The following is a 23345-nucleotide window of genomic DNA, read 5'->3' as shown; positions in this document are numbered from 1 at the left end:
CCGGTGGGAGGGGCGGTGGGTACGCCGTCGTTCGACCTGACCGACCAGCCGTGGTTACCGGTGCAGTTGTTGGACGGCCGCGAGGTGGACCTGTCCTTACGGGAGGTCTTCGCGCGCGCGGCACAGATCCGGCGGCTGGCCGGCGACCTCCCTACGCAGGACTTCGCCCTGATGCGGCTTCTCCTCGCGATCCTTCATGACGCGCTCGAGGGCCCACAAGACGTGGACGAGTGGGCGGAGTTGTGGGAGGGCGAGGCTCCGTTCGCTGCAGTGCCGGGGTATCTGGACACGCACCGGGCACGGTTTGACCTGCTGGACGCGGTGGCGCCGTTCTTTCAGACCGCGGGGTTACGGACGTCCAAGGGTGAGATCTTCTCGCTGAACCGGATCGTCGCCGACGTACCCAACGGTGAACCGTTCTTCACGATGCGGGCTCGGGGTGCGCAACGGATCTCGTTTGCGGAGGCGGCCCGCTGGGTGGTGCACGCTCAGGCTTACGACACTTCAGGGATCAAGACCGGCGTGGTGGGGGACAGTCGGGCCAAGGCGGGAAAGGCGTATCCGCAAGGTGTCGCCTGGGCGGGAAGCATCGGTGGTGTTCTTGCCGAGGGCATGACGTTGCGCGAGACGCTGCTGCTGAATCTCATCGCCGACGAGAACCGGGCCCCGTCCAGTGGGCAGGACCAGCCGGCGTGGCGGCGCACTCCGTCTGCTCCGGGCGCCGCCCCCGACCTGGCACACCGCCCCTACGGGGTTCGTGATTTGTACACATGGCCCTCCCGCCGCCTGCTGCTGCACGCAGATGCCGACGGCGTGTACGGGGTCGTCCTCACCTACGGCGACCCGCTCTCCCCGCAGAACATGCACAGCCACGAACCCATGTCCGGCTGGCGCCGCAGCCCAGCGCAGGAGAAGAAACTCGCGCAACCGCTGGTCTACATGCCGCGTGAGCACGATCCGGCGCGTGCCGCCTGGCGGGGTCTGGGTGCCCTCATCGTGCCGCGGGCTCAGGACACAGGCGCCAGGGGCGAACCAGCCAAGGCCCTGCGGCCTGCAATCACCGGTTGGCTCGCCCAGCTGGTCAATGAAGGAGTGCTGACCAAAGGCACATTGATCCGCGTGCGGACCTACGGAGCGATGTACGGCACCCAGCAGTCTGTCATCGACGAGATCGTCGAAGACAGTCTGATGATGGCTCTCGTTCTGCTCAGTGACGGGGACCGTCGCCTGGGTCAGATGGCGGTCGATGCCGTCGTGGATGCGGAAGAAGCCGTCACCGTCCTCGGCTTCCTGGCCGCCGACCTCGCACAGGCTGGCGGCAGTGCACCCGAGGCGCCCAAGGACACGGCACGCGACCGGGGTTTCGGCACACTCGATGGCCACTACCGAGCGTGGCTGGGTGCCATCCGCGACGGAGACGATCCGCAGGCCCTGCGCACCGCATGGCAGCGCACGGTGCGTCGTGAGATCGCCCGAATCGGGGCTGAGCTTGTTGCGGCTGCCGGTGAGGCGGCCTGGCAGGGCCGGGTCATCGACCACGCCAAGGGCCAGTCGTGGCTGAACACCGCCTCGGTCGACCTGCGCTTCCGCACCCGCCTCAAGGAACGACTCCCCCTCGCCTCCGCCGACCTGCCCCCAACTGATGCCACTGCCGCCGCCGGCGAGCCCGGCTGCGAATCCAACTCTTCGAAGGTGCCCGCATGACTGTCTCTTCCGCGTCATACGCCCCGCTGGGGAGCGTCGCGCGTGTGGTGGGCGACCAGATCCAGCGCCTGCAGCACGGCTATCTCCGCGACCGCTCGGAGGCCGTAGCGACGTTGGCCCGGCTGCGCCGCGGCGCGGGCAAGGACCCGCTGGCAGTGCCGGATCTGTGGGGTCTGATCGACCTGGGGAAGCTGTACGACGATCCCTTCCTTGCCCGTGAGGCAGACCAGATCCGGGCCCAGAACGCGGTCTATGGCGCACTGACCTTGTGGTCCCTGCACCAGCAGTCCCGCCGCACCCCCATGCACCGCGTCGGCGGGGCCGAACTCGGTGCTGCCGTCCGCAGATTGATGCCCGGTAGTGAGATCGATGAGCCGGTGCGCCGCCGGTTCGTCCGAGTCGGCTCCGCCCCCGCCTGGGACGTCCTGACCGTCCGGCTGCGCGAAGTGGTGACGCTACTGCGCCGTGACGGGATCAGCCTCGACTACGCCGTGCTCGCCGACCAGCTCCATCGCTGGCAGCACCGTCCCACCCGCGACGAGGTGCGCAGCTCCTGGGGGCGCTCCTTCCACGCACCACGGCAGCCTCAGCCCTCAACCGCCCCCGCCCCCGCCGCCAGCGACGAGACCGACCCGAAGGACGCCCTGTGAGCCACCGCATCATCCTCGACATCCACGCCCTGCAGAACGTGCCGCCGAGCAACCTCAACAGGGATGACACCGGCGCCCCGAAATCCGCCGTCTATGGGGGCGTCCCGCGTGCGAGGGTGTCCAGCCAGGCTTGGAAGCGGGCCACCCGCCGCGCCTTCGCCGATCTGCTCGACCCGTCCGAACTGGGCGTACGCACCCGGCGGGTCGCCGAGCTCCTCGCCACCCGCATCACCGCGCTGTCGCCCTCGCTCACCCGTGAGCAAGCCCTGTCAGTGGCGGCCGAGGTACTCCAGGCGGCGACTGGGTCAAAGATCGAGCCACCCCAGCGCAAGGCACAGGACGCGAAGAAGAACGGCGGGCCCGAGCCGGCCCCCGAAGCCTCCTACCTGATGTTCCTCAGCGCCCGCCAACTGGACGGACTGGCCGACCTGGCCGCACGCGGCGCCGACGACATCAAGACGTTCCTCAAGGACAAGGACAACAAGGCCCAAGCCAAGCGGATCGCTGATACGCGGCACTCGGTGGACATCGCGCTTTTCGGCCGGATGGTCGCCGACTCCACGGACATCAACGTCGATGCCGCCACCCAAGTCGCGCACGCGCTGAGCGTCCACCAGGTCGCGCCGGAATCGGACTATTTCACGGCCGTCGACGACCAGAGCACGGACGCGGAGCCCGGCGCGGGAATGATCGGCACCATCGACTTCAACTCCGCCACCCTCTACCGCTACGCCGCCCTCGACATCGACCTGCTGGAACACAACCTCGGCCAGGGCCTTGACGACGACGAATCCCCGGCCACCCCCGTCCGGCGGGCCGTGGAGGCTTTCGTGGACGGGTTCATCGCGTCGCTGCCCACCGGGAAGATCAACACCTTCGGGAATCACACCTTGCCCGATGCCGTCATCGTCAAGCTCCGCGCAGCCCGCCCCATCAGCTTCGTGTCCGCATTCGAAAACCCCGTGACCGCCGGCGAATCCGGCGGACACTTGGAGGAAGCCTGCGCCCGCCTGGCCCGCTACATCCCCGAGATCGAGCGCGCCTACGGCGATGACACCACCACCGCTTGGCTCCTGCGGGTCGGCCCAGCCACCGAAACACTGACCGGGATCGGAACCGAGGTCGCCAGCCTCAAAGAACTGGTGGCCACCATCGGCGCGGCCGTCGCCGACCGCCTGGAGCAGCGCCGATGAGTGTGCTGGTGCTGCAACTGGCCGGGCCCCTGCAGTCCTGGGGAGCCACGGCCCGCTTCGCCCGGCGCACCACCGAGAACGCCCCGACCAAAAGCGGCGTCCTCGGCCTGCTCGCCGCCGCACAGGGCCTGGAGCGCGACGCCGACCTGTCCCAGCTCGCCGCGCTGCGCCTCGGGGTGCGCATCGACCAGCCCGGCACACGGATCAGGGACTTCCACACCGCGCACCATCCCGACACCGGCATGTCGATGCCCATCTCCCAGCGGTACTACCTGGCAGACGCCGTGTTCGTCGCCGCCCTTGAAGGGCCCGACACCTTCATTGAGGAACTGCACCAGGCGTTGCTGGCACCGAGGTTCCTGCCCTACCTCGGCCGCCGCTCCTGCCCGCCCTCCCGCCCCCTGGACCTCGGGATCCGCCCCAGCCCCGGCCTGGAGGCCACCCTGGCGAACGAGCCGTGGCAAGCCTCCGCATGGCACCAGAAGCGGCACCGACGCGAGTCCATCGTGTACCTGCCCGTCCTCCTCGACACCGACCCTGACACGAGCGCCGCAGCCGGGGACACGGTGCGCGACCTACCACTCAGCTTCGACGCCCGACACCGGCGCTACGCGCTGCGCACCGTACACACCACCACGGTGGCCGTCACCAACCCCCACGCCCGCCCCGAACACTCCGCGCGCAGTGTTCCCGCGCACGACCCGACCAGCCTTCTGGAAGACCTCTGATGTTCCTGACCCGGTTCCGCCTCAACTCTGCCCGGCCCGCCGCCCGCAAAGTCCTCTCCTCGCCGCAGGCCCTGCACGCCGCCGTCATGTCGTCGTTCCCCCAGATCCTCCCCAGCACCCCGGATACCCCGCGAGTCCTGTGGCGCCTCGACCGCAACGCGGCCGCCGAAGTCCTCCTGTTCGTGGTGAGCCCCCACCGGCCCGACCTCACTCACCTCGTCGAACAGGCAGGCTGGCCCGCCGCAGCCGCCTCGGGAACGCCCGGCTGGCAGACCTACCAGTACGCACCGTTCCTCGACCGCCTCGGCAAGGGCAGCACCTGGAACTTCCGCCTCACCGCCAACCCCGTGCACAGTGTCCGCAACCGGGACGGCGTCCCCACGAAACGCACCGCCCACCTCACCCCCAAACACCAACTGGGCTGGCTCCTACAGCGCCAGGAAACCGCCGGCTTCCGCCTGGTGGAGAAACCGACGGACCTCAGGCACACCGAACACGGCGACGAATACCAGATCATGATCCGCGACCAGCGCAACCTCGACTTCGGCAAACGCGGACCGGACAACGCCAACCGCTCTCACAGGGTGACGATCAAGACCGTCACCTACGACGGCCGCCTGGAAGTGACCGACCCCCAGGCGCTCCGCAACGTCCTCACCCAAGGCCTCGGCAAGGCCAAGGCCTACGGCTGCGGCCTCATGACTCTCGCCCCGGCGGCCTGAACAGATGGAAACACCCGGCCGACGTCCAGCGAGCACCCCACGGGACCTCACCCGCGCCTCCGACCGCCTCTCCTTCATCTACCTGGAACGCTGCACCATCCACCGCGACGCCAACGCGATCACAGCAGAGGACGCCGAAGGCACTACCCACATCCCTTCCGCGACCATCGGCACTCTGCTTCTCGGCCCCGGAACCCGCATCACCCACCAGGCAATGAGCGTGCTCGGCGAGACCGGGGCCGGCGTGGTCTGGGTCGGCGAGCACGGTGTGCGCTACTACGCGAGCGGACGGGCCCTGACCCGTTCGTCATCCCTTGCCGAGGCCCAAGCCCTGCAGTGGGCCAACCGCCGCACCCGCCTGGACGTAGCCCGCGCCATGTACCGCCTCCGGTTCCCCGACGAAGACCCCGCAGGTCTCACCCGGCACGAGCTCCTGGGCAGGGAGGGCCGCCGCGTCAAGGACTGCTACCGAGCCCAGGCCGAGCGCACCGGCATCCCGTGGAAAGGCCGCAGATACACCCCCGGCGACTTTGCATCAGGCGACGCGGTCAACCAGGCAGTCACCGCAGCCGCACAAGCGATGTACGGCGTCGCCCACGCCGTCGTCACCGCGCTTGGCTGTTCGCCTGCCCTCGGATTCGTCCACTCCGGCCACGAACTGTCCTTCGTCCTGGACATAGCCGACCTCTACAAGACGGAGATCGGCATCCCCGTCGCCTTCGACGCAGCCGCAGAGTCCTCCGAAGACGTCGGAGCCCGCACGCGCCGCACCCTGCGGGACCGTATCCGTGAACTGGCCCTCATGGACCGGGTCGTCAACGACATCAAGGGGTTGCTCCTCTCCGACAGCGGTAGGGAAGTAGACGCTTCGGCCAGTGACATGGACAAGGTCACTCTCCAGTCGGATGGGGACGAACGCGTGACTGCCGGCATCAACCACGCCTCCCTCACAGAGGAGATCTGGTGACCGTCATCGTTCTCACCAACTGCCCGACCGGCCTGCGAGGCCTCCTCACCCGCTGGCTCCTGGAGATCTCGCCCGGCGTCTTCATCGGCAGTCCATCAGCCCGCATCCGCGATGTCCTATGGGAAGAAGTCCGCCAGTACGCCAACCAAGGCCGGGCTCTCCTCGCCCACACCACCAACACCGAACAAGGCTTCACCTTCCGTACCCACGATCACGCCTGGAACCCTGTCAACCACGAAGGCCTCACCCTCATCCAACGCCCCGCAGCCCCGACCACACCCCCCTCAGCCACCTCGAACAGGGGCTGGAGCAACGCATCCAAACGACGCAGATTCGGGAATCGCTAGCAACAGCCAGATATATCCGAAATGCGAAAATCTGCGAAAGTGCCTCATTCCGTCGCTCCCCACGAAGAAAACCGCAGGTCACGGAGTCTGCTCCCCGCGGACGCGGGGTTGGTCCAAATGATCCAGAGCGTGTCGAGTGCCGCGACGGCTGCTCCCCGCGGACGCGGGGTTGGTCCCGAGCTGGTCGGCAAGAACGCGGTGTACGAGTCCTGCTCCCCGCGGACGCGGGGTTGGTCCCCGAGCCGCTGCCCCCGGTCCACCTGCCGATGACTGCTCCCCGCGGACGCGGGGTTGGTCCCCTCCGCGCCGGGTCCACACGCTCTATGCGATCTGCTCCCCGCGGACGCGGGGTTGGTCCCTGCCCAGGACCCGCCCAGCAACCGCCCACGGGCTGCTCCCCGCGGACGCGGGGTTGGTCCCTCGTAGTTGGTAGCTACGAGCACAGACCCCCGCTGCTCCCCGCGCGGGGTTGGTCCCCGACCGGCGTGGGCAGGGTCCTCGGACAAGGTACTGCTCCCCGCGGACGCGGGGTTGGTCCCACTCGGTCGTCGTACGCTCCGACCGGCTCCTCCTGCTCCCCGCGGACGCGGGGTTGGTCCCGATGTGCGGCTCGGCCGCCTCCAGCTTCTCCTCTGCTCCCCGCGGACGCGGGGTTGGTCCCCATGGCCACATCGACTACCGGCCCAACACCTACTGCTCCCCGCGGACGCGGGGTTGGTCCCAGGGTCTTCGCGCCGGCCGGATAGAGCGTGACCTGCTCCCCGCGGACGCGGGGTTGGTCCCCGGCCATGACCTGCAGAAATACCGGCCCGGGGCTGCTCCCCGCGGACGCGGGGTTGGTCCCAGGACAGCACGTCCAGGACCCCGTACCAGTCCCTGCTCCCCGCGGACGCGGGGTTGGTCCTTCCGAATCCCCGTGCGGAGCACGGGGATTGAACTGCTCCCCGCGGACGCGGGGTTGGTCCCGTCGGCCAGGTACCGGGCGGTTGCCTCCGGGTCTGCTCCCCGCGGACGCGGGGTTGGTCCCGCGGCCCCGGGTGGGTCGTCCTCGATGACGGCCTGCTCCCCGCGGACGCGGGGTTGGTCCCCCGCCTGCGCAGCAGGCGGGTTGAGCGGGAGGCTGCTCCCCGCGGACGCGGGGTTGGTCCTTTTCACGGGGTTTGTTACGGGAGGGAGCGCACCTGCTCCCCGCGGACGCGGGGTTGGTCCCACCCCACGGCCGCAACACCGTTGAGCGGGAGGCTGCTCCCCGCGGACGCGGGGTTGGTCCCCGGCCGAGCCCGACACGAAGTTGGGCGACTGGCTGCTCCCCGCGGACGCGGGGTTGATCCTAAAGATCACGAAATTTCCCTGAGCAGGTGAGTCTTCCAGCCATGATCATCAGAGCGTGGTCGGGTGCAAGCTGACCCGCTCCCCGACTGGGTGCTCACCCGCCGCCGGGCCATCGGCGACCGGATCCGGGCCGCGCGGCTGCACGCGAACCTCACTCAAGAGAAGGTCGCCCTGCGCGCCGGCCTCGACCGGGCCACGTACAACCGCATCGAACAGGGCCACAGTTCACCCGTGCTGGACAGCCTCATCCTCATCGCCGACGCGATCGGCGTGCCCCTCGAAGACCTCGTACGGCAGCAGTAGGGGCCATCCGGTCCGCTCCCTGCCGATCGGCGGCGGCAGGGAGCGGAGTTCAGGGGCGGGGCGGGAGGAAGCTCCGCTGTGTCTCCCGGGTGAGTCCCGCCGATCGGGCCGCGGCCGCCTGCTCCGGGGTGGCGGGCTGGAGTTCCCGGTTCCGGAAGGTCGCCTCGCGCAGTTGGCCGGGGCGCTCCGGCGGGAGGAAGGCGACCCGCTTCATGTCGTTCAGGTCCATCGTGATGAGCCCGGTACGGTCGCCGTGGACCACGTAGTCCCACTTCTTCACGACTGGGCTTCCCGCAGTTCCAGTGTTCCGGCCGTGACGAGGGCTGCGAGCCGGATCGGGTCGCAGAGATGTCCGGGGCGGGTCATCGGGACGGCCCAGTAGCAGTCGAGTCCGTCGGCGGGGTCGGTGAACTCGACGGGGGGCACACCCAGGTACGTGTCGCTGCCGAGGTACTCGGCGTGCTGGCCGAGCCCCCACGTCGGTTCGGCCGGCGGCGTGAGGGCGTAGAACCTGCGCCCCTGGGGGTCGTGGATGACGGGGCCGTGCAGGGCGGCCGCCAGGACGCGGGTCACGGTCTCGGGGAGCGTGCCGGCGGCGGTGACGGCGTACACCAGCGGCTCGGTGAGGCGGACCGCTGAGAAGCGGCGGCCGAGGGCGAGCGTGGCGATGCCCCCCTTCTGCCACAGGTCCTTCGCTACCTGAGGACGCCTGAAACTGCCCGCGAGCCAGTCATAGATCGCTTCCCGCTCGGCCTCGGTGAGGGATTGGGCAAGGGGAGTGCCAACTGTGTTCATGGTGCCTCTCATGCGTCGTGCCCCTTGTCGAGGCGAAAGGCCAGCCGGACTGCCACGTTGGGGTGGACGCGCCCCAAGTTGACCAGCCCCAGGGTTGATCCGTAGTCGGCGCCCAGCGACGGGAGGACGATCCCGGCGCGGGTCAGTGCGTCACGCAACAGCTCAGTTGCTCCGCACGGGTCGACCGTGCTGCTCTCCATCGCCATGAACTGGACGGTATGGAGCAGGATTTGAACCTGCTAGGCACTATGCGAGCATATGCAGCAGCGTTGGCCAGATATGCGGCTGTATCTCAATGCAGGCAGGGGGCACTCTGTAGCGCAGGGCTCATGGCCCGACGATGCTGATGGATCAATGTCCCGACGAAAGGGCACGATCATGCGACGACTGCGCTTCAACGGCACCGGCTCCGGCGTCAACGGGTGCCCGTCCGTACACGAAGACCTCGACAGCGGCGAAGTCATCGTCCACGGCCCGCCGCTCACCGACCCCGCCGACGTCGCGCAACTTCAGCACCTGTCCCCGGGCGAGCAGGCGATCGTTGTGCCGCGTGAAGTCCTGGTTGACTGGGGCCCGAAGAGCCGGACACCACACATCATCGACCTGGACGAGTTCGACCAGCTGTTCAGCGTGTTCAACCACACCGCGTGGCGCCTAGAGACGCGGCGCCGGTACGCCTCTGACGAACTGACCGATACCTACGCCCAGTTCAGGCGGGGCGAAACGGTGGACTGGTCAGGCGCGGACCTGGAGTGGTGCGCCGACCGCCGGGAACAGACTTCCCTTGGCAAGAGGTTCGAAAGGGTCCGCATCGTCGACTCTCCGCCAACATTCGGGCAGTTGTACTTGCTTGAGAACGCCAGGCGCAACGCCGCGGTCGGTGAAGACATGCGCAACCTATGGCGCAGCGACGCCGATGACCTGCGCCTTCCTCGCGAGGATTTCTGGCTGTTCGACTCCCGGATCGCCGCGCTCCTCAACTTCGACGACGCAGACAACCTGATCGACGTCGAGCTGGTCACCGAGCCTGCCGCGGTGCTCCGCTACTGCCAGGCACGCGATGCCGCCTGGCACCATGCCGTTCCGTATGAGACGTTCGCGGCCGAAGTCGCCGCCGCAGACTAGTGAGAGTGAGCCGGTGAGTACCGACTTCCAGCAAGCGCGTGTAGCCCTCGGAGCACGTCTCCGGGAGGTGCGCGAGGCCCGCCCTGGAGGTCGGCTCACGGGCGTTGATCTCGCGGGGGCCCTCGGCTGGGCACAGTCCAAAGTGTCGCGGCTGGAGAACGGGAGACAGACCGCGACGGCCGATGACCTGCGCATGTGGGCAGAGGCGACAGGTCAGCCAGAAGTCGCTGACGAACTGCTGGCCATGCTGGCCGGTGTGGAGAACCACGTACGCTCGTGGCGCCGGCAGCTTGCGGAGGGGCACAAGCCGGTCCAACTCGGCCACGTTGCCGCGCAGGCGCAAGTTGCCGAATTCCACGCGTGGGAAGGCGCCATGGTTGTGGGTGTCCTTCAGATTCCCGACTATGCCCGCGCGATCTTCACCCGCTACTCGGAACTCCAGCGGTCGCCGCGGGACACCGATGACGCCGTGCGCGCGCGGATGCGGATGCAGGAAGGCCTTTACCAGCCGGGCAAGCGGTACAGACTCCTGCTCTGGGAGCCGGTGCTGTATGCGCTGGTCTGCCCGCCCGCTGTCCTCGGCGCTCAACTGGACCGGTTGGCCGGAGCCGTCGGGCTGGCCACGGTCGAGTTGGGGATTGTCCCTCTGGGTGCCTCGTTGAAGATCCCGCCCTCAACCGCGTTCTGGGTCTACGACCAGCGACAGGTGATCGTCGAGACGTGGCATGCCGAACTGCGGATCGATGACCCGGACAGCGTCGCTACCTACCTGCGCACCTGGGAAACCCTGCGCGAGTCTGCGGTCTACGGGGCCGACGCGCATCGGTTGATCGCTCGCGCTCAAAGCGCGCTGAACAAACCCTGAGCCTGACGAGCGCCTGCCGTCCGCCTCGGCCGGGAAGCAGCGGGAAGCCTCGCAGGCCCACTGCCCGCCCCCGCCGCCCCCAGACTGGGTGATCGCACACGTCCGCAGCGGCAAAGGCCCCGTCCCCCAAGGCATCCACGTTGGCGGCTGCGGCATGGCCCCCGGCCAGCCCGAGGCAATCACCCGCGAGCAAGCCCTCCGCGCACTCACCGAAGGGGTCCCCGCCTGCGAGTTCTGCCGCCCCGATACCGGACTCGGCTGGCTGGAGAAAACCGTGGGCATGCGCCGGTGGCTGAGGGGCCGCATGGTGGACTCATGGAGCCCCAGGAAGTACCCCAAGGGTGGGGTCACCCGATCGAGCCTCCTCCCGGATTCTTCTCCGGGGCGGAGGGGCCGGCTGACGCCGCTCAGCGGGCTCTGATTCTCGACTGGGCCGTGAACCAGCGGATTGCCACGGGATGGCCCATCGAGTCCCGCTCAGACACGCAGGCCGTCTTGGTTCGCGGCAAGTCGGTGAATCATGTTCTGCACGCAATCCTGACGGTCTTCACGTGCCTGGTGTGGGGCATCGTCTGGCTCATCTTGAGCGCATCGAACAAGGTGGAGCGTGTGGCCCCCACTGTTGACACTTCCGGGCGCATTGTCACCGTGAACGCCCCGCGGTGACCATGGCCGCGCCGATCGTCGTGCACCGGCCGCTCGGCACCGGCGGGCGGCGCGTCACTGTGGATGCCCACGTGCTCGGCCTCGCCCACTCCGAATGCGACCTCATCGAGTTCCTGCGACAAGCCGGGATCGACGAGACGACCGCCGAGGACATGGTCGCCGGAGACTCCCCTCTCATTGAATGGCGCGGTGGGCGTCCGCACTGGTACAAGGCGGCTTAGCGGTCAGGTGCCCAGCTCTGGCAGGTCGCCCAGGCTCTCACCGGCCAGCCAGTCACTGGGCTCTAAGACCGTGTCCTATGTGGTGAGGCGGGGTAGGACCTCAATATGGGGCAGGGGGCGTGGAGTTGGATTGTTCCGGACGGGTTGTGGGAGATCGCGAAGCCGTTGATTCCGCCGTCCAAGGTGCGGCCTCAGGGCGGCGGAACGCAGGACACGCCTGATGAGGCGGTGTTCGCGGCGATCGTCTACGTGCTGGTGAGCGGATGTGCCTGGCGCGCCCTGCCACCGTGCTTCGGTATCTCGAAGTCCACGGCCCACCGCCGGTTCCTGATCTGGTCGCGGGCGGGCGTGTGGGGCCGGCTGCACCGTGCTGTGCTCGACAGACTCGCCGAGAAAGACCTGCTCGACCTCTCCCGCGTCGTACTCGACACCGCCCACGTGCGGGCTAAAAAGGGGGTGAACTCACAGGTCCGAGCCCCGTGGACCGGGGTAAGCCCGGTTCCAAGATGCATGTCCTGTCCGACCGGTCGGGACTGCCTCTCGTGGTCGGTATCTCAAGTGGTAACACCCACGACTGCCAGGGGCTGAAGCCCATGATCGCCGGACTCCAATCGAGACACGACCCCGAACGCGGCCGGCACTACAAACCCCGCAAGCTCCACGCCGACAAGGCTTACGATCAGCCCGACCTGCGGAAATGGGTCCGCGGCAAGCGCATCGGTGTGCGTATTGCCCGCAAGGGGATCGAGTCCAGCGAGCGTCTGGGGCGCCACCGTTGGGTGATCGAGCGCACCATGAGCTGGCTGTGCGGCTACCGCCGACTCAGCCCCCGTTACGAACGCCACCCCCGCAACTACCTGGCCTTCCTCGGACTCGCCGCCGCCCTCTGCTGCTACAAGCGATACCTCCGCCTCACCACATAGGACACGGTCTAAGCGGATACGGCGAAGTTTGCAACTGGAGAACATGAGCCTGAGACGCAGGAAGGCCCCCAAGGATGGGGGCCTTCCTGCGGGTGTACTTCGGTCAGTTGGCCTTGTCGTAGGCCTCGCGGATCTCAGCCGGCACTCGACCGCGGTCGTTGATGTCGTAGCCCTTCTCCCTAGCCCAGGCCCTGATGGCCGCCGTGTCGGTACGGCCTCCCGAGGGCTTCGGGGCAGCCTTGATGCGGCCTGCCTTGATGCGGCGACCGGCCTTGGTGAAGGGGGTGATGGCTTCGAGCAGCTTGTCGTAGCTGTCGGGGCCGAGGTCGATTTCGTACCCCACGCCGTCGACAACGATGGTGTGTGTTGCTGCCTCCTGGGTCTCTTCGCCAGTGAGGTCATCGGTGTAGATGGTTACGATTTTCTGAGCCATGCGTTGGATTGTAGGGCGGTTCTCCGGCTGATTCCGCAGGGCCGTGGCCCTAACCTTGATCAACAAGGCCAGAGTCAGGCAAAAGGCACAAAAGCAGTCCGTTTTTATCGCCGTCAGTGACCCGCTTTGAGAGCGCCGTTCGAGAGCGGTCGATATCAGCCCGGACTGAAGGTGACTCGAATAGTCGCATCTGTCGGAAGCACGAGAACGCCCCCAGAGTTCGACTCCCAGTTCTCCGGGATGATGAACATCCGGCCTTTGGATTCTGCGAGAAGACGTAGGCCCTCGTAGCGGAACCGGAATCGTTGGCGTGGGTCTTCGGGAAAGGCCGTTTCGCGTACCTGCTGATCTGAAAAGTGGAGACGGTCGAGGGTGTCGATCGTCACGCCTGGGCGTAGCCACAGGTGGTTCGCCAGGTACTTCGCATCGTCGTGACCGTGTTGCTTGGCATATGCGTGGGTTGCCCAGAAGGACGACAGCGCGACCAATGCCGCTACAAGCGTAAGCGCCAGTCGCTCGCGGGCAGCTGGGTAATTAGCGCCATCAAGCTTGAAGGACAGCGCTCTCCCGTACACCACCAGCACAAGGCCTCCGCCCAGCAGAAGCGGTGTGTCCATCGCCCCTGCCGGCCACACGGCGAAGCCGCCCAGCATACCGAAAAGGAAGAGGATTCCCCCGCACACCGACAATCCGTAGGGAAACACTCGAATCCCGCGGAGAGGTGGCGCGGGTCGGTTTCCGACGGATCGGGCTGCGTAGTACACCACCACACCTCCCAACGCGACAATAAGCGCGGTCCCAGCTGGCACATACAGCGCCCCTGCGCTGCGGAGCGCATAGTCCTGGGTCGAGAAGCCAAGAGTTGCGGAATCGACCCCGAAGTACTCATAGAGCGCGTCGGTGTAGGCGAAGCCGAAGTACAGCAGCAGAGCCCCGATGAACGTGGTTGGCGCAATGAATGTGGCCAGAGTGCTGACCCAGTTGCCCCAAAGGGGTGTCCGGGGTTCCGGGTCGCCATCTGCCATGCCTGCCCCTTCCTCAGTACGGACTCAGCTACCGCCGTGGGACAGGTCGGGCTGGGGCTCTTGCGGGGGTGTCCGGTCCTCTGTAGGTGTCGGCGTTACCGGCGTGGGATTCGGGCTCGGTCCGGTCGTGTCTGGCTGGGGTTGTGGTGCGACCTGCGCATCGATCTCATCAGTAGCCTTCTCCCTGACGCTGCCGTTGTCACTCAAGGTCACGCAAAGCAGGCGGGTCGCTCTGGTGGAGTTCACGCCTTTATCCGAGAAACTGAACTCCGCCTTGACGGTCTGCTGAGGCGGGACGGTGACGGTCTGGCTCGGTGGAATGGCGGCTCTGCTCGTCTCACCCGGGGTGCAGTCGACGACGCTGATCGTCCCCGCGTACTGTTTCGTCGATGGGTTGGTCACGCCCTTGGTGTAGTTGAACGGCCATACCCCACTGAAGCCGTCAGACAGACGGCCCGCGTGGCTGAAGTCCCCCTTGCCCTTCTCTCTCTCTTCTTGCTTTCGCTTCTGCTCATCGCTCGTAGCCGTCGACGTGCCGCTCGACGTGCCGCTCGACGTGCCGCTCGACGAGGACGACCGTGGCTCGGGTGGTTGGTTGTCAGTTGAAGAGCAACTGGAGAGAACGGTGGCGCCGGCGCAGAGCAGAGCTAGCGCGAAGGGCACTCTGCCCGATCCCCAGCGACGGTATTTCTTGCCTGGCACTGAGTCTCCTGATCCAGCGGCCGAGGCTGGTACCACCAGGAGCGGCTAGGACGCCATCAGTTCCTTTTTTTTAAACGCGCCGCCTCAAGGTACATCGCAGCCCGGCTTCTTGGTGGTCGGTGGCCACCACTCATCGAAACAGACTCATGGGGCACATGCCCGAGATGGTGACCCAAGAGGGGCACGACGTCGTAGGGCCACGCAACTGATGAGGCGAAGGCCCTGGTGTGACCTTGCGCGGCGGGACTGCGACCGCCGAACAGGCGGCACCTCAGCCTTCAGAAGCTGTCTTACACCTCGCATGACAAGTCAAGTGGTGCTTCGGCCGGGACCGGACGGTGAGGAGACAGTCTCGGAGTACTCGATCGAGCGGGTGCCCGTAGGAAGTCGGTGGTTGGACCGACGACTGTGATCTCAGCAGAGAGTAGAAGCGTGAACGGCACGAATGAGAGGGCGGCGGAGTCCCGAAGAGCACGATCCGACAGTGTGCACAAGTGGACTGCCACACTAGCCGCTGTTGTTGCGCTCACTCTGTCGATCTACACCTTTGCCGAACTCCAACAGAAGCCCAAAATCGATGTGACATTTCCTCACCTATTGCGCACTGGACCAGTAGACAGCGGAACCGCGTTCCAGATTCAGCCAACACTGTCCACCAGGTTCAAAACCCAGGATGTCGACTTGATTCGTGATGCACATCTGCAACTGACTCCCGTGGGCTCGATTTCATCTTCAAGGAAGCCAATTTTCTACTGGCATGAAACCGGGACATACGCATACGATTTCACTTCAGACCAGGTCAACTATCACTGGACCAGCGATCCCGCCCCATTCATCGTCAGTCAGGACAAACCTCAGCAGCCCACACTTGTGTTCTGGGCCAACAACTGGACCTTCCGACCTGGCCAGTACGAGGGATCGCTCCAGTTGAGCCGATCAGAGAATCACAGCCCTTTGGTCAAGACATTCTGCCTGATTGTTTCAAAGAAAGCCGCCGATGAAGTCCACGGCGCGGAGCAACGGCAGATCTTCTTTTTCCGCGACGACCTGCCACAGTTCCACTCCTCGAAAAAATCTCCAGACTGCTACCGGAGGGAAACAGATTGAGTCAAGAGCTCTTGCCAGTCAGTAGTTCTCCGGGCCCGTTATAAGAATTGCCCCGTGAATGATCTCTGCGCCAGGTGCTGTATGGCCGGTCACTATCTGGCGAAGGCAAGATTTTTTCATGCGGGCGAAAATATGTTCTGGCTGACCTAAAGCCACCGCAGTGCATCAAGTTGAGCCTGCAACTCGGCGGGCAACTCTACCTCCGCATGAACCATTCTTCCGCTCTTGACTTCTTCCCCAATAAGGTCTGTCATAGTGTTTATTCTCGTGCACGAGAGTAAAAGGGTCGTTCCCGAGGAGACACGCATCCGACTTAGCCGACCCGCTGCAGTGGGGCTGGCTCGAAATAAATGCTATTCTGCGGCGCCTCTTACCTCAGCTGGTTCGTAACCTTCTGGAACCTTTAGGGCGTATCCGCCACTCGACAGGCGCGCAACCACATCGCACACCTCTTGGACAACCCTGAGCACTGGCGTCAGGACCGTTCCATCGGCAAGTTCCTGTTCGCATTTAGCGAGAAGGACGGGCCACAACAGCTCGGCAAGCTGAACTTTTGGGTCCCCAAGTCGCATCTTACCCAAGGGAACCTTGATATCTCGATGTTTTTCGCGAGCTTCCTGAAGGTGAGCTCGGATCTCATGCTCCCAACTCTCCGTGAGGGGGCTGTCCTGCTTCTGCTCGGCAATGATTCGAATCTGAGGAACGAGCTCATCGTCGGAGAAGTTCGCAAGTTCATACTTATCGCTACCCCACACGTGAACTCGAACTAGGAAATCCAAGTCTTCTTGGGTTATATCCGCGCCTTGCCATTGAACCTCCTCTCGGATGGCTTCCTGAAGCTTCCTGCGTTCATTCGCGCGTTGCTCCGGCGTCTCCCACTTATTTTCAGCGTCCATCGCCACTACAAGTGCTGTCGGGGTGGCATCCAGCAGCCAGAAACCTTTCACTCGCCTACCAATGCGAGGCGACACGCTATAGCGAGCGATGAGCATTGGACTGATCTTCGAACCCTTGGCGCGTTGAACCCGTACATGCTGTGACTGGCCAAGGCCGAATTCAGCAAGGAGTCGTGGCAGGTGATACAGCTCGGTTTCGCCCTCGACCAGCAACAAAACTCTCGGGTGGGGAGAGAGCCCAAAGCTGCCGAGTGCCCTCTCAAGAGATTCAGCCTCATCATGTCGAGGAGTTAGGCGATCATGTAGAGCTGTTCGAGACTGAAATCCCGAGATGTCCGGCAGCGGAGTGAGCTTCCCTGCCGCCGCCAGTTCTTCGTGTGCCCGCAAGAAAACCTCGGCGGCGACTCGGTACCACATACAGTCATGCGCCACGCCCTGGATCTGCGACCACCCTTTGTAGCTCGCGTGCCGAAGCAACGGAAGCCATTCCTTCAGCGGGTCTCTAATACGGGCTACACCCAGTAGTGATTCCGCTTCCTTCAGCAGGTCAGCGGAAGTAAATCCGGCGAGCTGAAGCAGCTCAGAGACATCAGATTCCGACCGGAATCGCCACAGCTCATCTCCGGAGCCACCGGGCGGCATGTTAACTGTGCCCAGGATTCCAGGCAGGTATCGAGGGGAAAGGGCAACCAGAGACCGCGCACGTGCTCGCTTACGCGACATCCGCTCAAGGCGAGAGTCATGCGTGAAGCCCCGGCGAATGAACTCATATTCCCTCAAGGCATCCGCGATATCTAGGAGCTGCCATGATGAATAGGCGAATCCGTTCCACCATTCGCCCGGCTGTTGATCCGGAGGTCGCTCATAAGGCCAGCTTGCAGAATATCCCTCACCTTCGGGATCGCGGACCTTACCTTCAAGCGCTCCCGAGAACACCCAGCCCCGGACATTGAAGTTTTCGCCAGCCTCAACAACTGCGACTCTGCGACCTTCTGCAGGCGTGTCGCTAACCCTGTATAGGGGGAGCAACAACCTCCTGCGGTGAAACTCTTGCAGCAATGCTAGATCAATCGAATATCCGCGATCCTTGGCTGCCTTCATGAAGTCATCGGTGTCTAGAAGACGGTCCTGGGTGAATGAAAACGGCAACTTCAGCAGCGCCAGCGATGATCCATCTGGAGGGAAAACTGAAGCCGACTTTCGTAGACTCATACACTGAGCTTAGCAATGTTGTGGTTGCACGGCTAGGCGTCCAGGGCAATTCGGCCGCACCATCTCCGTTAAAGACCTGCCCTAGTTGGAGGCCAGCCAGAGGGAAGTCGACTCGCCTTTCAGCGCCGTCGGCCGATCCTCCTCCTGGCGGGGAATCAGGAGAAGGATCATGCCGAACGATGGAGGACCATTGAGTAGGCGCACCCGAAAGGCTATTTAGTCATTGACATTACTGGTCAAACAGAGTACGAATACTGTTAGCGACTGCCCGCCAAGAGTAACGAGAAGCCCCAGCCGGGGCTTTTTTCGTCTCTCTAGAGCCGGAATCACCTGGTTCGAATTTGTCGTTTCCCGGGCCGCGAGGTCAAAGGCGCTTCCGATCACCTCTGCCGGTCTGAAGGACTAACGTCGCTCGGCTTCACCTACTGGCAGGCCGCCTGAACCCCATCAAGCCCATCACGCGGGGCACAGTGGCTTTCGGAGGGGCTAACGCTCGTGCTCCTGGTACTCAGGAGTGAGGGGTGAGACGTGTGGAAGGCCCTCCATCATGGGGGCCTTCCACACAAGGCGGGTCACTTGGGCCAACGGCGCCAATAGTCTCCGAGTGCTCGAATGATGTCAGCCCGGTCCTTGGGCGGGACATCTCGCAGTGCACGATTGAGTGTCCGCTCTCGAACGATGGATCGCACGAGAATGGGAGCCAGGACGGTGACGATCGCGCCAAGCACTGGCCAGGGCCCCGTCAGGACTATCTCCGGGGGATTCATGCTTGTTCCCTACGCGAGCGGCTTGCGCCTCCAGGAGCGGACGCACGCCAGAACAGCACGGCTACCTAGACCTGGGGCCCAGGGGTCGCGGGCAGGCACGCTACGCGCGTCTGCGGACAACGACACCGGCGCGGCTCTATGGCCGTGGTGTCAGCCGATCGTCTGACGGTCGTCTCTCCTTGCAGTCCCCTGACTGTTGTTCTGACTCGCGGGTCCCAAGCGGCATTTGGAGGTGCCGGGGACTACTACCTTCCCCAACTGCCATCGGATGACACTTCGTCCACCACTCACCAGCTGGAGAGCGTAGGCCCCAGACGCAGGAAGACCCCCGGAAATGAGGGCCTTCCTGCGGGTGTGCTTCGCTCAGTTGGCCTTGTCGTAGGCCTCGCGGATCTCGGCCGGCACACGGCCGCGGTCGTTGATGTCGTAGCCCTTCTCCTTGGCCCAGGCCCTGATGGCCGCCGTGTCGGTACGGCCTCCCGAGGGCTTCGGGGCAGCCTTGATGCGGTCTGCCTTGATGCGGCGACCGGCCTTGGTGAAGGGGGTGATGGCTTCGAGCAGCTTGTCGTAGCTGTCCGGGCCGAGGTCGATTTCGTACCCCACGCCGTCGACAACGATGGTGTGGGTTGCTGCCTCCTGGGTCTCTTCGCCAGTGAGGTCATCGGTGTAGATGGTTACGATTTTCTGAGCCATGCGTTGGATTGTAGGGCGGTTTAGCTCTTGCAGTCTCCGGCTCATTCCGCAGGGCCGTCGTCGTCACTCAGGCGTTCTTCCGTCCGTGCTCGGGACCCGAGGCGTACCCAGAAACCGGCGTCCGCGCGCATCGCGTCGCACTCCGATCGCGGCCGCAGCAGCGTCAACGGATGGCTCTCGCGGAAGCCAATAGCGACTACCGGTATCTGAGGCCCAGCGAATCGGTCCGGACTGAGTTGCGCAACAGCTACTATAGCTGGCCTTCAGGCGACCGCAGTGCATCAAGTCGGGCTTGCAATTCTGCGGGCAACGTCACCTCCTCATGAACCGTTCTTCCGCTCTTGACTTCTTCTCCAATAAGGTCTGCCATAGTGTTTACTAACGCACCTGGTCAGGTGCGTTGGCCGCCCTACGGAATTCGAAATCGATAATCCGATGCGCCGTGAAAGCTCTACTGCGCAATATGCAAGAGCATCTCAGCAGTCCTCTGTCGTCGTTCGGTCTCAAAGCACCAATGCTTGACGGGAGGCCGCACCCGTGTAAAGCTTCCATATTGCATTAATACAATTGCCTTCATGTCGTTCACTTTTAGGAGGTGAGCCCGTTAGCCTGCGGACACAGGCGCACCTTTTGGTGGTGAACGTGATGCAGGGAATCCGTCAGCTGTTGCGCCAACTCATGTGCTGCCATCGCGTCTGGAGCGAATGGGAAGCCGGCAAGCCGCGACCGTACAGTTTCGGCTCCGATGGCGGTCGGCCCTACGAGAGCGAGTGCGTGAGACATCGGCGGACGTGTCTCGCGTGCGGTAAAGCCGAGATCAAGCTCGACATTCGCATTTCAAAGATCGGTACCTACTACATACCGTGACACCAATGGGAGATCTAGTCCATCTCCGCGAATCAGCCTGGAAGCACTCGCTTCCAGGCTTTTCTATGGCGCGGCTCGGCCGAGAATGGCGTCAACCAACTTCTTCAAGGGGCCGTTGGTGTCGAGGAGATTGCGAACGAAGACCCGTACGCCGCTGTCGATCGCGATTGGAGGCGTAGCTGGCTTCACGAAAGACGGAGCGTTGGCAGGCCAGCTCTTAAACTTCCGACCTACACAGCCATCATTGAGTACGACAACAGCCTTGATGTACCGACTTTCGGGGTTCGCTGCCCCGTGAGGGATAGGAGTTCTACTTTCCCCGAAGACCGGCTCGACCTGGGCCTCGACGGCATCCTGAGCAGGCCAATTACCATACCAGACGTAGATTTCACCCGGTCTGATGGTGAGAGGTGCTTCTGGCCCTTCCACTGGAATCGGCGGATCAGGAATCATCACATCCGGAATCCGTCGGAGCCGTCGTTTGATTCGCTTGCGCCGCAATGTTCCGACGCCTACCCTCACGATGGTGGTGTTCAGCCTTCCGGCATTAATCACCTGGATTCTCAGTGTGTTACGGGAATCATACTCGGCCCGGATGCGAATGCGAGGGCCCGAGCGGCGGAAGATCCAGAATGATCCGATCCCCAGGGCTGCGCCGAGAATAAGCACCCAGTCATAGAGGTACTGCAGCCACAGCGGTGGGCTCGACGAAGCGTCCGCGGCAATCTTAGTGCCAACGACGAGGAGCTCGGCACTTGCAATCATGGCACTCTCCTCCAGAACCGAATGACGCGCGTCCCCGGCACTTCTTCCCCTCTTCCGGGCACTCGCCAATGCATCCTGTTTGCATCGACCAGCTGCACGGCTGCTCGTCCTCTTCGATCATCCCTACAGCAGTGAGCTCGCCTGGCGGTCCGTCGATTGCGGTCCCTACGGCTTGTAGGAAATTGACACCCTCGACGTTAGCTGCCTCGCGGTAGAGCAGGAGGAGTCTTTGTCCGCTGGATTCATTAGGAAAGATAACGCCGTAGTCACGAGAGGCGCCGACGTACCTAGCTTCGAGCCACACTCCTGGCCCGAGTTCTTCTCGTGTGACAGTAACTGGAATACGAGCTCGAAATGGTAGAAGAACGGCGCGAAGGAGATTCGCAGACCAAAAGATGTCATCGCTCGTTACGGAGAAACCAGGTGGTACGTCGGCGGGCGGACGGTCGAGACCAGCATGGCTGACGCCTAGGGCCCAGAGAACCTTCTCCATAGAAATGGAATGATCTGCTGCGTCATGTAGAGCGTCTTCTGGATGCATGAAGTTGTGGTCTTCGATAATATTCACGCGCGCCTCCTCATCGCCGATGAGTCAGCCTCACATTGAAGATGGCGTCGTGCCACGGGTGTGATCCGTCTGAGGAATCTGCTGCGTCATTTGGCTTAAGGTTCCACTCTCTATCTCTGGCAGCGGCCGCTAGCAGCACGAGGGGCACGACGAGCTCGGGACAGCCACCCGAGGGTCGGCGACGTCGTTGGGCCACGAAGTTGGTGGTCAGACGGGTCAGGACGCGTCTTCGGCAACCGTAGAATCCACAGACCACATCGTCCGCATCGAGCCGATTGACGTCTGGCTCGTATAGTCGACCAGCTTCAGCGGGTCCATCCGGGCAGCCGCGAAGTGCATGCTGAGGTAGACCGTAAACGGGAACAGCACCTCGCCCACCTGGGGCAGCTCCATGAGAGCGAAGTCGCCACTCTCCTGCACGGTGATCTGCGGGTGCGGCTCCTCGTCCACCCAGGTGAGGTAGCCCTTGCCCATCACCCACACGCTGTCGGGGCGTTCATCGAGCGGCTTGTCTCGGCACCACTCGGCCAGCTGGTCGCCGAGCTTCGCCATGTCGATGCTGTCGAAAGCGAAGATGATGCCGGCCGTCGGCACGTAGCTGTACTCCCGGCCGTAGATCCGGCACCGCATCTCGAACATCTGCGGGTAGAACGCGCTCTTCGGGAGCTGCTTGACCCGCCGCAACTTCTCGCAGGCGTCGACCAGCTCCTTGGAGTCCAGCTTCGACTTCACCTCGATGACCCCGTAGACGCACTCGCTCGGCACGATGCGGTAGCTGTCCATGTCCAGCAGGGGCGGCGTGCTCCGGTCGCAGATGAGGATGTCGCACTGAGGGGACACCTGACCGTTCGCTGTGATGACCTCACCACTGTGGAACGCTTGGACATGTCCTGGTAGGTACTTCGAGATGAATTCGGCCAAGAGCTTCTCGCGTGCGCCGCCCTTCTCGCCGCGGTGCACGAACCCACCGGAGCTGAGGAAGTCGGCACGTAGCCGGTCTGACGCTGACTGGAAGATCTCGCCAAGGGAGTTCTCTGCCACGTGCCGACCGTACTCGTCGGGCCGGCTTCACACGGCCAGTTCCGGAATGTTGCAGTCGAGACGGAGGTTTCGGGTCCCGGGAATTAATGCCCCCATGAGCCACTACGGGCCTCACATAGCCACTCCACGTCTTCCCTCAGTACATCTCCAGGAGCACGACAGCCGCTCCAGAGAGTCAGGGTTAGGGAAGACCTTCGAGAACGTGTTCCAGAAGATTCGTGGAATGGCGTCCTTTCCAGTGTCCGTCCGGGAAGAACCTCGAAAGCGGTCAGGTTCGTGAGTGAACCAGCCCAGGCCAGTTGTTATTGAGCAGCAGCTAGCCCACAGAGACATGTTTCACGCTTAAGCTTGCAGTCAATCTGAAGTCGCGCAATAGTTAATAAAATAAGTGGAGATTCCCATGAAAGAGTTCGATCACGCCGCTCTGCTGGAGTTGGACGAGCGGCTTCCCCAATGGATAGGTGACGTACTAGCCGCCCGAGAGTCTGGAACTGGCATACAGATAGATGTCGATGGTTTCGACGATCCCGATCTTCTCTATTACGCACTAGCACTTGCCGTCCGTGCGGGAGTTCCAATATCTACCGCCCCGAGCCAGGCATGGTTAAGCAAGCGCTACAAGACATCGCCTTGAAGATGCTGGACCAAATCCTCCCGGACCAGGAACTGGGGTCCTCTAACTAGAGGCAGACGCTCCTAAGCCGCACTTCAACGAAAGGACTCCGCTG

The 23345-nt window shown here is 64.0% G+C and carries 26 protein-coding genes and 2 CRISPR repeat arrays; of the genes, 16 read left to right on the top strand and 10 right to left on the bottom strand.

Features of this window, described 5'->3' with window-relative positions; genetic code table 11:
* Positions 1–15: 15 nt before the first annotated feature.
* The 8 genes from casA (at position 16) to OG522_RS00335 (ending at position 7946) form a co-directional block, all read left to right on the top strand.
* Positions 16–1704, top strand: coding sequence for a type I-E CRISPR-associated protein Cse1/CasA (gene casA / locus OG522_RS00370; protein ID WP_329460901.1), 1689 nt, complete (start codon positions 16–18; stop codon positions 1702–1704).
* Entirely contained in the window at positions 1701–2354 is a 654-nt protein-coding gene (casB, locus tag OG522_RS00365; RefSeq protein WP_329460900.1) for a type I-E CRISPR-associated protein Cse2/CasB, read from the top strand. The genes casA and casB overlap by 4 nt, the downstream gene beginning before the upstream one ends.
* Complete coding sequence (gene cas7e / locus OG522_RS00360; RefSeq protein ID WP_329460899.1) at positions 2351–3547, top strand: type I-E CRISPR-associated protein Cas7/Cse4/CasC; 1197 nt, start codon at positions 2351–2353, stop codon at positions 3545–3547. The genes casB and cas7e overlap by 4 nt, the downstream gene beginning before the upstream one ends.
* Positions 3544–4275, top strand: coding sequence for a type I-E CRISPR-associated protein Cas5/CasD (gene cas5e / locus OG522_RS00355; RefSeq protein WP_329460898.1), 732 nt, complete (start codon positions 3544–3546; stop codon positions 4273–4275). The genes cas7e and cas5e overlap by 4 nt, the downstream gene beginning before the upstream one ends.
* Complete coding sequence (cas6e, locus tag OG522_RS00350) at positions 4275–4997, top strand: type I-E CRISPR-associated protein Cas6/Cse3/CasE (RefSeq protein ID WP_329460897.1); 723 nt, start codon at positions 4275–4277, stop codon at positions 4995–4997. The genes cas5e and cas6e overlap by 1 nt, the downstream gene beginning before the upstream one ends.
* A 4-nt stretch (positions 4998–5001) precedes the next feature.
* Positions 5002–5964, top strand: coding sequence for a type I-E CRISPR-associated endonuclease Cas1e (cas1e, locus tag OG522_RS00345; protein WP_329460896.1), 963 nt, complete (start codon positions 5002–5004; stop codon positions 5962–5964).
* Positions 5961–6311, top strand: a complete 351-nt coding sequence (cas2e, locus tag OG522_RS00340) for a type I-E CRISPR-associated endoribonuclease Cas2e (protein WP_329460895.1) — start codon at positions 5961–5963, stop codon at positions 6309–6311. Before cas1e ends, cas2e begins: the two co-directional genes overlap by 4 nt.
* A gap of 87 nt (positions 6312–6398) precedes the next feature.
* A CRISPR array of direct repeats spans positions 6399–6731; the repeat unit is 29 nt; unit sequence CTGCTCCCCGCGGACGCGGGGTTGGTCCC.
* 89 nt (positions 6732–6820) lie between these two features.
* Positions 6821–7643: a CRISPR direct-repeat array (repeat unit 29 nt; unit sequence CTGCTCCCCGCGGACGCGGGGTTGGTCCC).
* A 63-nt stretch (positions 7644–7706) separates the two neighbouring features.
* Positions 7707–7946: a helix-turn-helix domain-containing protein gene (locus OG522_RS00335; protein ID WP_329460894.1), complete on the top strand. Its 240-nt coding sequence runs from the start codon at positions 7707–7709 to the stop codon at positions 7944–7946.
* Between the two features lie 49 nt (positions 7947–7995).
* Here the strand turns inward: OG522_RS00335 and OG522_RS00330 are convergent, their stop codons facing one another.
* From OG522_RS00330 to OG522_RS00320, 3 genes are read right to left on the bottom strand one after another with little or no spacing between them, the layout of a single operon-like run.
* The gene (locus OG522_RS00330; RefSeq protein WP_329460893.1) at positions 7996–8226 is read right to left on the bottom strand and encodes a hypothetical protein; all 231 of its coding nucleotides are present in this window, start codon (positions 8224–8226) and stop codon (positions 7996–7998) included.
* Positions 8223–8753 (bottom strand): hypothetical protein, encoded by a 531-nt coding sequence (locus tag OG522_RS00325; RefSeq protein WP_329460892.1) that lies wholly within the window; start codon positions 8751–8753, stop codon positions 8223–8225. The genes OG522_RS00330 and OG522_RS00325 overlap by 4 nt, the downstream gene beginning before the upstream one ends.
* Positions 8750–8947, bottom strand: coding sequence for a hypothetical protein (locus tag OG522_RS00320; RefSeq protein ID WP_329460891.1), 198 nt, complete (start codon positions 8945–8947; stop codon positions 8750–8752). Before OG522_RS00320 ends, OG522_RS00325 begins: the two co-directional genes overlap by 4 nt.
* A gap of 169 nt (positions 8948–9116) precedes the next feature.
* On the opposite strand from OG522_RS00320, the gene OG522_RS00315 reads away from it, so the two are divergent.
* The 6 genes from OG522_RS00315 to OG522_RS00290 all read left to right on the top strand — a co-directional run bounded on the left by OG522_RS00315 (position 9117) and on the right by OG522_RS00290 (position 12541).
* Positions 9117–9866: a DUF6879 family protein gene (locus tag OG522_RS00315; RefSeq protein WP_329467420.1), complete on the top strand. Its 750-nt coding sequence runs from the start codon at positions 9117–9119 to the stop codon at positions 9864–9866.
* Positions 9867–9879: 13 nt separating this feature from the next.
* Positions 9880–10731: a helix-turn-helix domain-containing protein gene (locus tag OG522_RS00310; RefSeq protein ID WP_329460890.1), complete on the top strand. Its 852-nt coding sequence runs from the start codon at positions 9880–9882 to the stop codon at positions 10729–10731.
* An 88-nt stretch (positions 10732–10819) separates the two neighbouring features.
* Positions 10820–11152, top strand: a complete 333-nt coding sequence (locus tag OG522_RS00305) for a DUF6233 domain-containing protein (protein ID WP_329460889.1) — start codon at positions 10820–10822, stop codon at positions 11150–11152.
* Positions 11047–11397: a hypothetical protein gene (locus OG522_RS00300; RefSeq protein WP_329460888.1), complete on the top strand. Its 351-nt coding sequence runs from the start codon at positions 11047–11049 to the stop codon at positions 11395–11397. Before OG522_RS00305 ends, OG522_RS00300 begins: the two co-directional genes overlap by 106 nt.
* 2 nt (positions 11398–11399) lie before the next feature.
* Entirely contained in the window at positions 11400–11618 is a 219-nt protein-coding gene (locus tag OG522_RS00295) for a hypothetical protein (protein WP_329467419.1), read from the top strand.
* A 105-nt stretch (positions 11619–11723) separates the two neighbouring features.
* Positions 11724–12541 (top strand): IS5 family transposase gene (locus OG522_RS00290; protein ID WP_329460887.1). Its coding sequence is split into 2 segments (ribosomal slippage): positions 11724–12066 and positions 12066–12541, totalling 819 coding nucleotides; the frame shifts between segments, so codons are not numbered across the junction.
* A 103-nt stretch (positions 12542–12644) separates the two neighbouring features.
* Here OG522_RS00290 and OG522_RS00285 read toward each other — a convergent pair.
* The 3 genes from OG522_RS00285 to OG522_RS00275 all read right to left on the bottom strand — a co-directional run bounded on the left by OG522_RS00285 (position 12645) and on the right by OG522_RS00275 (position 14701).
* Positions 12645–12974: a histone-like nucleoid-structuring protein Lsr2 gene (locus tag OG522_RS00285; RefSeq protein WP_329460886.1), complete on the bottom strand. Its 330-nt coding sequence runs from the start codon at positions 12972–12974 to the stop codon at positions 12645–12647.
* 155 nt (positions 12975–13129) lie between these two features.
* A complete protein-coding gene (locus OG522_RS00280; RefSeq protein ID WP_329460885.1) occupies positions 13130–13999 on the bottom strand; it encodes a hypothetical protein in 870 nt (289 codons plus the stop codon).
* A 24-nt stretch (positions 14000–14023) separates the two neighbouring features.
* Positions 14024–14701 carry a hypothetical protein gene (locus tag OG522_RS00275; RefSeq protein ID WP_329460884.1) on the bottom strand — a complete coding sequence of 226 codons (678 nt, stop codon included), beginning with the start codon at positions 14699–14701 and terminating at the stop codon, positions 14024–14026.
* A gap of 432 nt (positions 14702–15133) precedes the next feature.
* Between OG522_RS00275 and OG522_RS00270 the strand changes: the two genes are divergently transcribed.
* Entirely contained in the window at positions 15134–15808 is a 675-nt protein-coding gene (locus OG522_RS00270) for a hypothetical protein (protein ID WP_329460883.1), read from the top strand.
* A gap of 353 nt (positions 15809–16161) precedes the next feature.
* On the opposite strand, the gene OG522_RS00265 is transcribed toward OG522_RS00270, so the two are convergent.
* The 4 genes from OG522_RS00265 to OG522_RS00250 form a co-directional block, all read right to left on the bottom strand.
* Positions 16162–17916 (bottom strand): hypothetical protein, encoded by a 1755-nt coding sequence (locus OG522_RS00265; RefSeq protein WP_329460882.1) that lies wholly within the window; start codon positions 17914–17916, stop codon positions 16162–16164.
* Positions 17917–19046: 1130 nt separating this feature from the next.
* Positions 19047–19376 carry a histone-like nucleoid-structuring protein Lsr2 gene (locus OG522_RS00260; RefSeq protein WP_329460881.1) on the bottom strand — a complete coding sequence of 110 codons (330 nt, stop codon included), beginning with the start codon at positions 19374–19376 and terminating at the stop codon, positions 19047–19049.
* Between the two features lie 930 nt (positions 19377–20306).
* Positions 20307–21008 carry a hypothetical protein gene (locus OG522_RS00255; protein ID WP_329460880.1) on the bottom strand — a complete coding sequence of 234 codons (702 nt, stop codon included), beginning with the start codon at positions 21006–21008 and terminating at the stop codon, positions 20307–20309.
* 784 nt (positions 21009–21792) lie between these two features.
* Positions 21793–22617: a DUF6602 domain-containing protein gene (locus OG522_RS00250; RefSeq protein ID WP_329460879.1), complete on the bottom strand. Its 825-nt coding sequence runs from the start codon at positions 22615–22617 to the stop codon at positions 21793–21795.
* A 400-nt stretch (positions 22618–23017) separates the two neighbouring features.
* Here OG522_RS00250 and OG522_RS00245 point away from each other — a divergent pair, with 400 nt between their 5' ends.
* A complete protein-coding gene (locus OG522_RS00245) occupies positions 23018–23251 on the top strand; it encodes a hypothetical protein (protein WP_329460878.1) in 234 nt (77 codons plus the stop codon).
* Positions 23252–23345: the final 94 nt, after the last annotated feature.

This window comes from Streptomyces sp. NBC_01431 (assembly GCF_036231355.1).
GTDB lineage: Bacteria > Actinomycetota > Actinomycetes > Streptomycetales > Streptomycetaceae > Streptomyces.
This window is presented reverse-complemented; position numbering and strand designations above follow the sequence as displayed.